This window comes from Stenotrophomonas sp. NA06056, assembly GCF_013364355.1.
Classification (GTDB): domain Bacteria; phylum Pseudomonadota; class Gammaproteobacteria; order Xanthomonadales; family Xanthomonadaceae; genus Stenotrophomonas.
In genome coordinates this window covers 1,012,287-1,026,136 of the sequence record NZ_CP054931.1, presented here as the reverse complement: position 1 = coordinate 1,026,136, position 13,850 = coordinate 1,012,287, and the positions used below count along the sequence as shown (strand labels likewise).

The 13,850-nt window shown below is 67.3% G+C and carries 9 protein-coding genes; 7 read left to right on the top strand and 2 right to left on the bottom strand.

The features are described 5' to 3' along the window. Nucleotides 1–76 precede the first annotated feature (76 nt). The 5 genes from HUT07_RS04455 to mdtD all read left to right on the top strand — a co-directional run bounded on the left by HUT07_RS04455 (nt 77) and on the right by mdtD (nt 4,702). Nucleotides 77–619, top strand: a complete 543-nt coding sequence (locus HUT07_RS04455; RefSeq protein ID WP_176019920.1) for a shikimate kinase — start codon at nt 77–79, stop codon at nt 617–619. Continuing rightward, nucleotides 616–1,728 carry a 3-dehydroquinate synthase gene (gene aroB, locus HUT07_RS04450; RefSeq protein WP_176019919.1) on the top strand — a complete coding sequence of 371 codons (1,113 nt, stop codon included), beginning with the start codon at nt 616–618 and terminating at the stop codon, nt 1,726–1,728. Before HUT07_RS04455 ends, aroB begins: the two co-directional genes overlap by 4 nt. Before the next feature lie 122 nt (nt 1,729–1,850). After that, entirely contained in the window at nt 1,851–2,090 is a 240-nt protein-coding gene (locus tag HUT07_RS04445) for a WGR domain-containing protein (protein ID WP_176019918.1), read from the top strand. 28 nt (nt 2,091–2,118) lie between these two features. After that, the gene (hemE, locus tag HUT07_RS04440) at nt 2,119–3,201 is read left to right on the top strand and encodes a uroporphyrinogen decarboxylase (protein WP_176019917.1); all 1,083 of its coding nucleotides are present in this window, start codon (nt 2,119–2,121) and stop codon (nt 3,199–3,201) included. Nucleotides 3,202–3,292: 91 nt separating this feature from the next. Then, complete coding sequence (gene mdtD, locus HUT07_RS04435; protein WP_108265963.1) at nt 3,293–4,702, top strand: multidrug transporter subunit MdtD; 1,410 nt, start codon at nt 3,293–3,295, stop codon at nt 4,700–4,702. Nucleotides 4,703–5,296: 594 nt separating this feature from the next. Here the strand turns inward: mdtD and HUT07_RS04430 are convergent. Further along, nucleotides 5,297–8,827, bottom strand: a complete 3,531-nt coding sequence (locus HUT07_RS04430; protein WP_176019916.1) for a hybrid sensor histidine kinase/response regulator — start codon at nt 8,825–8,827, stop codon at nt 5,297–5,299. A 96-nt stretch (nt 8,828–8,923) separates the two neighbouring features. Beyond that, on the bottom strand, nt 8,924–12,469 hold the full coding sequence (locus HUT07_RS04425) for an ATP-binding protein (protein WP_176019915.1): 3,546 nt from the start codon (nt 12,467–12,469) through the stop codon (nt 8,924–8,926). Nucleotides 12,470–12,635: 166 nt separating this feature from the next. Between HUT07_RS04425 and HUT07_RS04420 the strand changes: the two genes are divergently transcribed. Together HUT07_RS04420 and HUT07_RS04415 are read left to right on the top strand one after the other, a co-directional pair. Then, entirely contained in the window at nt 12,636–13,280 is a 645-nt protein-coding gene (locus tag HUT07_RS04420) for a YceI family protein (RefSeq protein WP_176019914.1), read from the top strand. Then, nucleotides 13,277–13,849 (top strand): cytochrome b, encoded by a 573-nt coding sequence (locus HUT07_RS04415; protein ID WP_176019913.1) that lies wholly within the window; start codon nt 13,277–13,279, stop codon nt 13,847–13,849. Before HUT07_RS04420 ends, HUT07_RS04415 begins: the two co-directional genes overlap by 4 nt. Nucleotide 13,850 lies beyond the last annotated feature (1 nt).

The window sequence follows — 13,850 nt, the reverse complement described above, 5'->3', positions numbered from 1 at the left end:
GGAAACCCCGCAGGAACCTCCACCCTGACGTGAAGAACGTAAAGGCCAAGGCACGGAGGTGTTAGCATCAGAGGGCATGAATCCCGCTCCGAACCTGATCCTGATCGGCCCGATGGGCGCCGGCAAAACCTGCATCGGCCGCCGCCTCGCCGAGCGCTTCACGCTGGACTTCGTCGACGTCGACCAGGCCATCGTCGATGCGACCGGGGCCAGCATCCCCGCGATCTTTGAACATTCCGGCGAAGCCGGCTTCCGTGCCCATGAGCGCGAGGCGCTGGCGCAGGTGCTGGCCGGTCGCGGCCAACTGGTGTCCACCGGCGGTGGTGCCGTGCTCGATCCGGACAATCGCGCCCTGATCGCCCGGCGCGGCTTTGTCGTCTACCTGCGGGTCAGCGTCGCGGCCCAGCTGGAGCGCCTGTCACGCGACAAGGCCCGCCCCCTGCTGCAACGGCCGGACCGCGAACAGGTACTGCATGATCTGGCCGCGCATCGCGACCCGCTGTATCGCGAGCTGGCCGATGTCACCCTGGATACCGACCCGTTTACCGCAGCCGATGCGACCGCCCAGCTTGTCGTCAAGCTGGCCACGCACTGGCAGCGACAGGACCCCACTGCATGACTTCCCCTGCCCTGCTGCAGGTCGCCGTTGGCGGCGACCGTCCCTATTCCATCACCATTGGCGCTGGCGCCCAGGCCGACGGCGCTGCGTTGGCCAGCCATGTCCGTGGCCGCCACGTGCTGCTGGTCAGCGACAGCGAGGTTGCGCCGCGCTATCTGGATGCCGTCAGGCAGACCCTGCTGGCCGCACGCCCGGACCTGATCGTGGGTGAGCATGTGCTGGCCGCCGGCGAAGCCTCCAAGACCCTGGCCGAGTTCGGCTCGGTCATCGAGGCGCTGGCGGCACTCGGCGCGACCCGCGATGCCTGCGTGTTTGCCCTCGGCGGCGGCGTGGTCGGCGACCTCGCCGGCTTTGCCGCGGCCTGCTGGATGCGCGGCGTCGACTGCGTGCAGCTGCCGACCACGCTGCTGGCGATGGTCGACTCCTCGGTGGGCGGCAAGACCGCCGTGGATATCCCGGCCGGCAAGAATCTGGTCGGCGCGTTCCATCCGCCGCGTGCGGTAATCGCCGATACCCGCGTGCTGGCTACCCTGCCGCCGCGCGAGCTGCGCGCCGGTCTGGCCGAAGTGGTCAAGTACGGTGCGCTGGGCGATGCGGTGTTCTTCGAGTGGCTGCAGCAGCACGCCGATGCACTGGTGGCTGGCGAAGATGACGTGATCGCCGAGGCCATCGCGCGCAGCTGCCGGCATAAGGCCGCGATCGTCGAGCGCGACCCCTTCGAGAAGGGCGAACGGGCCCTGCTCAACCTGGGCCACACTTTCGGCCATGCCATCGAAACCGAACAGGGCTACTCCGCACCGGGGCGCGATGCGCTGAATCACGGTGAGGCCGTCGCGGTGGGCATGGTGCTGGCGGCCCGCCTCTCCACCCAGCTGGGCCTGGCCGAGGACGCCGACCGTGCTCGCCTGCAGGCCCTGTTGCAGCAATTGGGCCTGCCGGTGGCAATCCCCGCTGGACTGGACCCGCTGGCCCTGCTCGGCCGCATGCGCCTGGACAAGAAGAACGTGGCCGGCCGTCTGCGCCTGGTGCTGTGGCGCGGCATGGGCCGTGCCGAAGTGGTGCCGGATGTGGATGAAGCGGCGGTACTGAAGGTGCTGGGCGAGGGCTGACCGCTTCCGCGTTCGCCAGGCATGGCCCGGCGCTACCGGGGAGGTTTCATGAGGTTGCCGGCCAGCGGCCGGCACTTCCGCGTTGCGGCAGGGGTCACACCACCCCCGCTACAATCGACGCCATGCACGTCCACCTGCAACAACCCGCCGACGGTGCCCAGGCACCGCGTTTCCTGCGCCTGACGCTGGTCCCGGACCTGTTCGGCGGCTGGGAGCTGCTGTGCGAATCCGGCCGCATCGGCGCCCGCTCGCAGCTGCGGCGCGAGCTGTACCTCCAGGCCGACGAAGCCCGCCACGCCTATGAGAAGGCCCGCGATGCCGAACTGCATCGGGGCTTCCAGATTCTTTCGCACGGCGACTGACTGCGCCGCTGCCCTTTTCGCCCAAGGAATGCCCACTGTGACCAGCCCTCTCCGCAACGATCGCCTGCTGCGCGCCCTGCGCCGCGAACCGGTGGACTGCACCCCCGTCTGGCTGATGCGCCAGGCCGGCCGCTACCTGCCGGAATATCGCGCCACCCGGGCCAAGGCCGGCAGCTTCCTGGCCATGGCCAAGAACCCGGAGATCGCCTGCGAAGTCACCCTGCAGCCGCTGCGCCGCTTCCCGCTGGACGCGGCCATCCTGTTCTCGGACATCCTCACCATTCCCGATGCCATGGGCCTGGAGCTGTACTTCGTCGAAGGCGAAGGCCCCAAGTTCCGCCATCCGGTGCGTGACGAAGCGGCCATCGCCAAACTGGCGGTGCCGGACATGGAACAGGACCTGGGCTACGTGATGGACGCGGTGCGCCTGATCCGCCGCGAGCTGGACGGCCAGGTACCGCTGATCGGCTTCTCCGGTAGCCCGTGGACACTGGCCTGCTACATGGTGGAAGGCGGCGGCAGCAAGGATTTCGCGCGCATCAAGGCGATGGCGCTGAATCATCCGCAGGCCCTGCACCGTCTGCTGGAGGTCACCACCGACGCGGTCATCGCCTACCTCCGCGCACAGCGCGCCGCCGGTGCGCAGGCCCTGCAGGTGTTCGATACCTGGGGCGGCGTACTGTCGCCGGCGATGTACCGCGAGTTCTCGCTGCGTTACCTGCAGCGTATCGCCGAAGGCCTGGAGCGCGGCGAAGGCAGCGAGCGCACGCCGCTGATCCTGTTCGGCAAGGGCACCGGCCTGCACCTGGAAGCGCTGTCGCAGACCGGCGCCGATGCGCTCGGCCTGGACTGGACGCTGGATCTGGATGAAGCACTGCGCCGCACCGGTGGCCGCGTCGCCCTGCAGGGCAACCTGGACCCGACCACGCTGTATGCCTCGCCCGATGCGATCGCCGCCGCCGCCGCACGCGTGCTCGACACCTATGCGGCCGGCAATGGCGGCTCGCGCGAGGGCCATGTGTTCAACCTCGGCCACGGCATGTCGCCGGACATGGACCCGGCCCACGTACAGGTGCTGGTCGACGCGGTGCACGCGCACAGCCAACGCTGAGCGTCCCGCATGCGGTCGCGGCGCGATGTTGATCGCGCCGTGACCCGCAGTGCGCGATCATGGCGCCCCCACGTTGCACCGGCCACACCCCATGTCCACAGCGCCATCGACCTATACCCGCCAGCGTCCCCTGCTGTGGCTGGTCTCGCTGGCGATCTTCATGCAGATGCTGGACTCGACCATCGTCAACACGGCGCTGCCGGCGATGGCAGCCAGCCTTGGCGAGAGCCCGCTGCAGATGCAGTCGGTGGTGTTCAGCTACGCACTGGCCGTGGCCACCTTCATTCCCGCCTCCGGCTGGATCGCCGACCGCTACGGCACCCGTCGCACCTTCCTGGTGGCGATCATCCTGTTCACCCTCGGCTCGCTGGCCTGCGCGATGGCGCAACAGCTGCACCAGCTGGTAGCTGCACGCGTACTGCAGGGCATCGGTGGCGCGATGCTGCTGCCGGTCGGGCGCCTGGCGGTGATGCGCTCGGTGCCGCGCGAGGACTTCCTGCGTGCGATGAGCTTCATCGCCATCCCCGCACTGGTCGGTCCGCTGATCGGCCCGACCCTGGGCGGCTGGCTGGTCGAGATCGCATCGTGGCACTGGGTGTTCCTGATCAACCTGCCGATCGGCGTCATCGGCTTCATCGCCGCGATGAAGATCATGCCCGACCACTACGCCAGCCATCGCACCCGTTTCGACCTGCGCGGCTACGCCATGCTTGCCTTTGCGATGGTGGTGCTGTCGCTGGCGCTGGACGGCATTTCCGGGCTCGGCACACCTCACGCGCTGGTGATGCTGATGACCGTGGCCGGCCTGGCTGCGCTGGTCGGCTACTGGCTGCACGCGGCGAATTCAACGGCACCGCTGTTTTCGCTGGCGCTGTTCCGCGTGCCCAGCTATCGCATCGGCATTCTCGGCAACCTGTTCTCGCGCATCGGCAGCAGTGCCATGCCGATGCTGATTCCGCTGCTGCTGCAGGTCGGTCTTGGCCTGGGGCCGATGAACGCCGGCCTGATGATGGTGCCGGTGGCCGCCGCGGGCATGGTGTCGAAGAAGCTGGCGGTGAAGCTGGTCGAGCGCTACGGCTATCGCCGCGTACTGATGACCAACACCGTACTGGTCGGCCTGGCGATGGCCAGCTTCGTTCTGATGACACCCGGCCAGCACCTGTCCGTGCGCCTGCTGCAACTGGCCTTCTTCGGTGCGGTCAATTCGCTGCAGTTCACCGTGATGAACACCGTCACCCTGCGCGATCTCGATCGCGAGTTCGCCAGTTCCGGCAACAGCCTGCTGTCGATGGTGATGATGCTCGCCGCCGGCTTCGGTGCGGCGGCTGCAGGCAGCCTGCTGGCCGCGTTCGGCACACAGCTGGAAGGCCATGGCGCGACGGCTGCGCTGCATGCCACGTTCCTGTGCGTGGGCGCGATCACCCTGACCTCGACGCTGATCTTCTGGCAGCTGCCTGACACCAAGCCGGAACCGCGCGAGGTCGAGCACGTAGCGGAGTAGTGGGTTCGGCAGGGCTGCGCCCTGCACCTGCAGAGGCCGGAGCAACGGCAACAGCCGAAGCAACAGCGGGTATCTCGTGGGATGGCGGGGCGGTGTCGGAGTGCGGGGACGCCGCAAGTACGTCCCTGTAGGCTTGGCCGCGGCATCCATGCCGCAGACACCCCGCAATCCGACACCGCCCCACCTTTGACAGATTTCCGGTGTCTGATGGATTCACGCCATGCGTGGATGAATCTCCATCGAAATCGAATATTTCGACAATTGATCGAAAAACATCCACGCATGGCGTGGATCTACATGTCGACCAAGGTCGACACCCACCAAGAGCACGCCATGTCATTCCGACAGATCGCGGAAATCTGTCGAAGGCGGGGTGGGTCCGGTTGCGGGGGCGTGAGCGCCATGGATGGCGCGACCGAGCTTACATGGACGTACTTGCAGCGTCCCCCGCAACCGGACCCACCCCGCCATCCCACGGATAGCAAGCTGTTGCTGTTGCTGTTGCTTCGGCTGTTGCTGTTGCTTCGGCTGTTGCTGTTGCTTCGGCCGTTGCCGTTGCCTCTGCAGGTGCAGGGCGCAGCCCTGCCGAACCCCCTACCGCCCCAGCACGCGGGCGATCGCTTCCACCAGCAGCTCACCGGTCACCGGCTTGCGCAGGAAACCTCCAATGCCCGCCGCTTCCACCTGCTGCTGCAGGTCAGGATCAGTGCGCGCGGTCACCGCGAGCAGGGGCAATGTGTAGCCCTGGTTGCGCAGGTGCTGGGCCAGTTCAAAACCACTCAGGCCCGGCAGGTCCAGATCAAGCAGGCCAACATCGAAATCACCCGCGCTGATTTCACGCAGCGCGGCCAGCGCGTGGGCGGCGTGGACCACCTCGTGGCCGCGAGTCGTGAGCAGGCCGGACACCACATCAGCTACGGTCGCATCATCCTCCACCAGCAACACCCGCAGCGGCGGCATGTTGACCGCGGCAGCGGCGGCATCGCTGTCGATACCGCCCTCGCTGGCTGCACCTTGCTGCAGCGGCAACGGCAGGCTGACGCCGAAGCACGTGCCAGTGCCCAGCTGGCTTTCCACGCGGATCCGGCCCTGCATGGCCAGTGCAAGCTCGCGGCAGATCGCCAGGCCCAGGCCACTGCCGCCGTACTGCGCTGCAGTGCGCGCGCCGTCAGCCTGTTCGAAGCGCCGGAACAACCGTTGCTGCTGCTCCTGGCTGATGCCAGGCCCGGTATCGCGCACCTCGAAATACAGTCCACGTGGTCCGTCTTCGCAACGCGCGTGCAGCGTGATGCTGCCGCGGCTGGTGAACTTGACCGCGTTGGACAGCAGGTTGAGCAGGATCTGCCGCACCCGCATCGCATCGCCGGTCGCCTGCAAGCCAGCGGGCAACTGGTTGTCGAGGATGAACCGCAGGCCCTTCTGTGCAGCCAGCGGCCCCATCAGCGCGGCCAGATCCTGCAGCAGGCGATTGAGCGCGAATGCATTGGATTGCAGTTCCAGGCGCCCCGATTCAATCCGGGCCAGGTCCAGCGCATCGTTGACCAGGTGCAGCAGGTGCTCACCCGCATGTCGGATCGACTGGGTGTAACCGCGCTGCTGCGGGTCCAGCGGCGAGGCCAGCAACAGCTCACTCATGCCCAGCACGCCGGTCATCGGCGTGCGGATCTCATGGCCGAGATTGGCGAGGAAGCGTGTCTTGGCCGCCGACGCGTGTTCGGCGAGATCCTGCTTGTGCAGAGCGAGCTGATAGGCATGCTGGCGCTGCAGGCGCCGCCGGTACAGCCAGGCGAACCAGCTGGTCAGCAGCAGTGCGATCGAGGTCAGCACCAACAGCCCTGACAAGCTGCGCCACCATGGCGGCTGCACGTGGAATTCCAGGGTCTGCACCCGCGACCATACGTGATCAGCTGAACGCGCCTGCACTTCCAGCCGGTAGGCACCGGGTGGCAAGCGCGAGAACAGGCGCTCGCCGGCCGGCCCCACTTCCACCCAGTCGGGGTCGTAGCCGGCCAACCGGTAGCGGTAGGTGTTGGAGGCCGAGTCGGCGAAGGACAGCAGGCGCGCGACAATACGCAGGTCGCGGTCGCCGTCGGCGATCTGCAGCGGCGTGTCATGGGTCAGGTCCAGCAACTGCTCGTTGCGGCGCACCTCCACCCGCTCGATCACCAGCGGCGCACGCCGGGTGGACGGTCGAACCTGCTCGGGATCGAACACCACCACACCCGCAGGTGTACCCGCCACCATGCGCCCTGCGGCCGAGGCGATCAGGGTGTGCTCGCGGAACTCCTGGCTGGGCAGCCCATCGTGCACCCCGTACAGGCGCACGCTTTCGCCATCGGCACTCACCCGCACCAGGCCACGGGCACTGGTGGCCCACGCCACGCCCTGCGCGTCGACCACCAGACCGGTGGCGGAAATTGCCGGATAGCCTTGCTCCGCCCCCACCACCGCCTGCCGCTCCAGCCTGCCCTGGCTCCAGAGATAGCGCGACAAGCGACCATCCTCGGACAACCAGACCTGCCCGTCCTTGCCCACGTGCAGGGCATACACCGCAGTGGCCGGCGCACCAGGCACCGGCTGGAAGCGCTGCGCATCCGGTTGCCATTGCAGCAGGCCGCGGCTGCTGGCCAGCCAGATCCGGTCCTGCGGGCCGCACTCCACGTCCAGATTGAGCTGACCGGCCTGCAGACCCTCCCGGCCGTTTTCCAGCTGCCGGCGCACATGCCCGTCCAGGTCACGCTGCTGCAGGCCCGCTGACAGCATCAGCCAGAGACTGTCGCCATCGCAGGTCATCATCGCCTCGATATTGCCTTCCATGGTCGCATCCGCGCCGGAATCCCGCCCCCAGCGCCGCAACTCGCCCCGACGCGGGTCGTAACGCATCAATGCGTCGGTCGAACCCACCCATACCTGTCCCCGCCGGTCTTCGCGCACCGACGTCAGCCAGTGCATGCCGTTGACGAAGGTGCGGTGCTGTTCGATCACGCCCGTGCGTGGATTGAAACGATCCAGCGCGCCATGGCTGCCGACGGTCCATACGCCGCCATTGCTGGAGGGGCTGGTACCCAGCACATAGGAATTGCGCAGCGAGGACGGATCATCCTCCAGCCGCGAGAACACCGAGAACTGCCACCAGCGCGGAAGCAGATGCCACAGGCCTGCGTTGGTGCTGGCCAGCCAGATGCCGCCTTCGCGGTCCTCATAGGCGCCGGTCCAGTTCGGCCGCACCAGGCCGCGGGCGATGGCACTGTACAGCGGTACGGTCTGGTACCGGCCATCGATGCCCCTGCCCAGGCCACTGCGCGTATCCAACCAGTGCCCGCCCTGCTCGTCACGCAGCATCATGCCCAGCACCTGGTCGCCGGCCGGCAATGTCCAGGGCACGGATTCGAAACGGCCATCCGGGCGCCGCACGGTCGCCCCGGCCAGCGTGCTGATCCACAGGCTGCCGTCGGGTTCGGCGGTCAGTCCATTGATCAGCAGGCTGGGCACCAGGTCGCCGCCGATGCGTTCGAAATCGGTGCCGGTCCAGCGAGCTACGCCATGCTTGGTGCCGACCCACAGGCTGCCGTCGGCAAGCGTGGCCAGGTAGGGCACCGATGCGGCCGGCAAGCTACGCGGGTTGTTCGCTTCCGGCAGGAACCGCTGCAGACGATCTGTCTTGTCCAACCGGTACAGGCCGCCCTCATGGGTGCCGAACCAGATCGCGCCATCCGGTGTCGCTGCCAGGCTCCAGACCGTGTTGCTGCCCATCAGCGGCTGGCTGCTGCGGTCATAGAAGCGCAGCTGTCGGCGGTCTGCCGACATCCGCACCAGGCCGGCATTTTCAGTGCCGATCCACAGCTCGTTGCGGGCGTCGACCAGCACGCTCCAGATGCGGTTGTCGCGCAGGCCGTCCTCGGAACGCCAGATGCGGTAGTTGCGCCCGTCGTAGCGGGCCAGGCCGTCGTTGGTGGCAATCCACAGGTAGCCGTAGCGGTCTTCGGCCATGCGGTTGACGGTGTTGGATGGCAACCCGTCGAACACGGTGACCTGCCGCGGCGACGGCGGCACCGGCTGTGCAGCAGCGGGCGCCAGGCAGCACAGCAGCAGCATCAGCAGCGTCACTGCCCGCAGATACACCACCGATGGCCTCCTCACGCTGCTGTTGATGATCCCCACGCCGTGGGCGTCGGCATGGTAAACCGAAAGTTGCGGGATTCACGTCGCAAGATGCCGTACTCAGCTGATGATCTGCCGCTTGCTGCGTGCCTGGGCGATCGCCGCAACCAGCAGATCGCCGGTCACCGGCTTGCGCAGGAAACCATCGAAGCCGGCTGCAAGCACCTGGGTCTCGGCATAGGCATCCGAGCGCGCGGTAACCGCCACCAACGGCAGTTCGTAGCCCATCGCACGCAGCTGGCGGGCGATGGCAGTGCCATCCAATGCCGGCAGGTCGAGGTCGAGCAGGCCGACATCGAAGCCCTCGGTGGAAATCTCCGACAGCGCACCCAGGCCATGCAGCACATGCACCACCTCATGGCCACGGCTGCGCAGCAGGCCGGCAATGACCTCGGCAACGGTTGCATCATCCTCGACCAGCAGGATGCGCAGTGCAGGCAGCGTCGGCGACGTTGCTTCACCATGGCTGGAGGCCTGCTGCCGGCTCCATGGCAGCGGCAGCCGCACTGAGAAACGCGCACCACGCCCCGGCTGGCTGTCGACATCGATGCGGCCACCCATCGCCACCGCCAGCTCCTGGCAGATTGCCAGGCCCAGCCCACTGCCACCATAGCGCGAGGCGGTCCGCGGGCCATCGGCCTGTTCGAAACGATGGAACAGCCGCTGCTGCTGCTCGGCATTGATGCCCGGCCCACTGTCGCTGACCTCGAAGGTCACCACGCCGCCGTTCTCGTCCAGGCGTGCCGCCAGGCCGACATGGCCACGCTCGGTGAACTTGATCGCGTTGCCCAGCAGGTTCAGCAGGATCTGGCGGACGCGCATCTCATCGCCACTGATGCAGATCGGGCCTGGCAGGTCTCCCTCACGCAGGAAGGCCAGCCTGCGCTGCTGCGCCATCGGCTGCATCAGCGCCTGCACCTGGTCCAGCAGCCCGCCCAGATCGAACGGCCGGATATCCAGTTCCAGTCGGCCGGCCTCGATCCGTGCCAGGTCCAGGGCATCGTTGACCAGGCGCAGCAGATGGCTGCCAGCCTGCTGGATCGAGCCTGCATAGCTGCGCTGCACCGGGTCCAGTTCGGTAGCCAGCAGCAGTTCGCTCATGCCCAGTACGCCGGTCATCGGCGTGCGCACCTCGTGGCCCAGGGTCGCCAGGAATCGGCTCTTGGCCTGAGATGCCTGCTCGGCGATCTGCTGCTTGTGCACCGTCAACTGCCACTGCTGGCGCCGCCGCAGGCGCCTGCGGATCAACCACAGCAGTGCCAGCAGCAACAGCGAACCCAGCATCACATAGCCGAAGATCGCCATGCTGCTGCGCCACCAGGGCGGCAATACCTTGATGTGCAGCTGCTGCGAAGGCGTCCACGGCCCACTGGCCGATGCGGCCTGCACCTCGACCGAATAGGCTCCGGGCGGCAGCCGCGACAACGTACGCTGGCCATCCCCGCCCTGTTCCACCCAGTTCTGGTCGTAACCGTCCACACGGAACCGATAGCGGTTGCCCTGCGGGCTGGCGTAGGACAGCAACCGCGCATCGATCTGCAGATCACGGTCATCGGGACCCAGCAACAGCAGGCCGGAGGTTGGCAGGGGCTGCCAGCCGCGCGCATCGTCGCGACGGACGCGAACCTGCGCGATCACCAGCTGCGACGGCGGCAGTTCGGTGTCGGCGGCATTTGGATCAAAGCCCACCATGCCGGTCTGAGTCACAGCCAGTACCCGGCCATCGGCAGCGATCGCCGGCGGGCGTCCGGTGAACTCGGCATCGAGCAGGCCGTCGCGCTCGTTGAAGATCTGCAGGCGACGCTGTTTCGGATCCCAGCGCAGCAGGCCACGGGGCGTCGTCGCCCACACCTGTCCGTTGCTGGCCAGGGCCAACCCTCCCATGCTGACCGGCGGCACGCCGGCACTGGCATCGACGCGCTGGATCAGACGCAGGCTGAGGCCATCCCACTGGTAGCGTTCAAACGCGCCCTGGCGTGCGATCCACATCTGCCGGGGATCGATCCACACCAGATCGTAGATGGAACCCTGGGACACGCCCGGCACCGCTTCGAAGCGGTCACCCTGCTCGCGCCAGATACCCATTTCCCCCATCACCCAGGCCCGCCCGCCGGCATCGAAGCGGATCTGCTCGACCGGCGCATCAGTGCTGCCACGCAGCGTCGCCGCGTCGAAACTGCGCAACAGGCGGCCCTCCGCACTGCGCTGCTGCAGGCCCAGATTCATCACCGACACCCAGACCGTTCCATCAGGCGCCTGCCGCATCAGATCGATCCGCTGCCGCAGGTCGGAGCCGCCGTCGATGCGCCAGTCACGCAGCGCGCGCGTCGCCGGGTCATAGACGCTGATACGGCCAGCGCGGCCCAGCCACAGCCGTCCGTCGGGACGCGGCAGCACCGACCACACCGCACCGCTGCCCAGCTCACGGTTGCTGGCCAACAGGCTCAACGTCCCCTGTGCATCGATCTGGTAGACACCATGCGCTGAACCGACGTAGTAGCTGTCACCGTCAGCGGCGGCACTCAGCAGGTACTGGCTGTCCAGCGGCCTGCCATCGAGCTGGTACCAGGTCGAAAAGCGTCGCCAGTCCGGTGGAAGATAGGCCAGCCCCTGCGTCAGCAGGGCCACCCAGAGCCCGCCTTCGTGGTCCTGCAGCAGGTCGAGCACGCCGCTGTGACCGGTCAGGAAGCCACTGCCACGGTCGCCATCCAGTTTGCGCAACACCTGGCCGTCACCGCGCAGCAGTCCATCGGAGGTTCCCGCCCAATAGCCCCCGCGGCTGTCGGGCAGCACCAGGGCCGAACGCAGGCCAGCACTGTCGGCCCAGGCCGGTCGCGTCACCCGGTCCTGCGCATCGATGCGATACAGGCCGTCGTTCTGTGTGCCGACCCAGATCGCGCCATCGGCATCGCGGCTCAGCCGCAGGACATTGACCGCTTTCAGTTCGCGCGGCGCCACGGCCTCGAAGGCGTGGCCATTCCAGCGCGCCACGCCAGCTTCGGTTCCCACCCACAGACGTCCCTGCGCATCGACCAGGCTGCTGAAGATCGTGTCGCTCGGCAGTCCGCCGGGCTGCGCCGGATCATGCTGGAAATAGCGCAACGAGCCGTCTTCGCCAAAGCGGCAGACCCCATGGCTGCTGCTGCCGATCCAAAGCGCGTCCTCGGCATAGGCCAAGGTCCAGAACTGCCCTTGGCAGCCTTCGGTAACGGACTCGAAGGTCTTGAAGCGCTCGCGATCGGCATCCAGGCGGGCCAGGCCCTTGCCATTGATGCCGACCCACACCCGGTCCCGCGGGTCGATCAGCAGGGTTTCGATCTCGTTGCCGGGTAGTGAATCCGGTTGTGCCGGGTCGTGCTGCCAGACCCGCAGCTCCCCACCGTCATAGCGGGCAAGGCCACCGTCGGTGGCGGCCCACACACGGCCCTGACGGTCTTCAGCCAGCGCGACCACCATGCGCGAGGGCAGCCCTTCGGCCGCGCCAAAGCGGCGCAGGCGCGGCGTTTCACCGGCCATGTCCAAGGTCGCGGCTGCAGCGGAAAGCGCCAACAGCACCAGACCTGCTCCTGCAATGCCTTGGCACCACCGGCGCCAGCCGCTCGTCATCCTGAACCCCCTGTCCTGTGCCGATTGTCACACAGGGCTGGAGACATCGCTGCAACAGCCTGTTTCCGGCCACATCGGCACCACAAACTGTTGCAGTCGTGCACACAGCGTTGCGCAGGGGCTATGGGTATGATCGAACGGTCTTTTTTCCCCGAGTCCACCGCCGATGCGCCTCTGCCTGGCCCTGCTGCCGATGCTGCTTGCCGTCGCCCCCGCCTGGGCAGGCAACGATGCCTACCGCATCGATCCGGTGCACACCCGGGTGCTGTTCGCGATCGACCACGCCGGCTACTCGCAGGCGCTGGGTACGATCTCCGGCAGCCAGGGGCAACTGTACTTCGATAGCGACAACTGGCGCGAAGCGACGCTGGACGTCGAGATTCCGGTAGCGCGATTGGACCTTGGCGATGCCAAGTGGAACCAGGCCACGCTGGCGCGCAGCCTGCTTGACGGCGACCGCTTCCCCACCGCCCGCTTCGTCTCCCGCCAGGTCGAACCGGTCGACGCCCGCCATGCGCGCGTACTGGGCACCCTGACCCTGCGCGGTGTCAGCCAGGAGGTCACGCTGGACGTGACGTTGAACCAGATCAAACGCTATCCACTGCCGCCGTTCCGGCGTACCGCAGGATTTTCCGCCACCACGTCACTGAGCCGGCGCGCCTTCGGCATCACTGCCTGGCCTGGCGTGATCGGTGATGCGGTGCAGGTGCGGATCGAGGCTGAAGCCACGCTCGACCGCAGCGATTCTCCGGGAACTCCCGCGCCCCAACCCCACTCCGACAGCCAGACGGCCACCAAGGACCCTTCATGACCGCCAAGAACACGCCCGCCGCCTGGGGGAGTGTCAGCCAGACCCTGCACTGGCTGATCGCATTGCTGATCCTCGCCTTGGGCATCGTCGGCCTGACCATGGGCGAACTGCCCAAGACGCCCAAGTATTTCTGGGTCTATACCGCGCACAAGTCGATCGGGATCACCGTGCTGGCACTGGTGGTGCTGCGCCTGGGCTGGCGTCTGTACGCCGGTGCCCCCAAACCGGTACCGGGCGTACCGGGCTGGCAGGAGCGCATCGCCAGCGCCACCCATGTGCTGCTGTATGTGCTGATGTTCGCCATTCCGTTGTCGGGCTGGATATACGACTCGGCCAGCGGCCTGCGCCCGTTCCGCTGGTTCGGCCTGGTCGACGTGCCCAAGCTGAGCGGACCGGACCCGCAGGTCGTGGCGGTTTCCCATGCCCTGCACGAATACGGCTTCTGGCTGTTGATCGCGGTGGTGCTGGCCCATGCCGGCGCCGCCTTCTACCACCACCTGTTCCAGCGCGATGCCACCCTGTCCCGGATGTTGCCGCGTGGCTGGCTCGCCTCTCCCCAGAAGGACTGAC

Excerpts from the sequence above, each read along its gene's own strand:
- hemE (WP_176019917.1), top strand. The coding sequence starts at position 2,119 with ATGCCCACTGTGACCAGCCCTCTCCGCAACGATCGCCTGCTGCGCGCC.
- HUT07_RS04455 (WP_176019920.1), top strand. The coding sequence starts at position 77 with ATGAATCCCGCTCCGAACCTGATCCTGATCGGCCCGATGGGCGCCGGC.
- HUT07_RS04425 (WP_176019915.1), bottom strand. The coding sequence starts at position 12,469 with ATGACGAGCGGCTGGCGCCGGTGGTGCCAAGGCATTGCAGGAGCAGGT.
- HUT07_RS04415 (WP_176019913.1), top strand. The coding sequence starts at position 13,277 with ATGACCGCCAAGAACACGCCCGCCGCCTGGGGGAGTGTCAGCCAGACC.
- aroB (WP_176019919.1), top strand. The coding sequence starts at position 616 with ATGACTTCCCCTGCCCTGCTGCAGGTCGCCGTTGGCGGCGACCGTCCC.
- HUT07_RS04445 (WP_176019918.1), top strand. The coding sequence starts at position 1,851 with ATGCACGTCCACCTGCAACAACCCGCCGACGGTGCCCAGGCACCGCGT.
- mdtD (WP_108265963.1), top strand. The coding sequence starts at position 3,293 with ATGTCCACAGCGCCATCGACCTATACCCGCCAGCGTCCCCTGCTGTGG.
- HUT07_RS04420 (WP_176019914.1), top strand. The coding sequence starts at position 12,636 with ATGCGCCTCTGCCTGGCCCTGCTGCCGATGCTGCTTGCCGTCGCCCCC.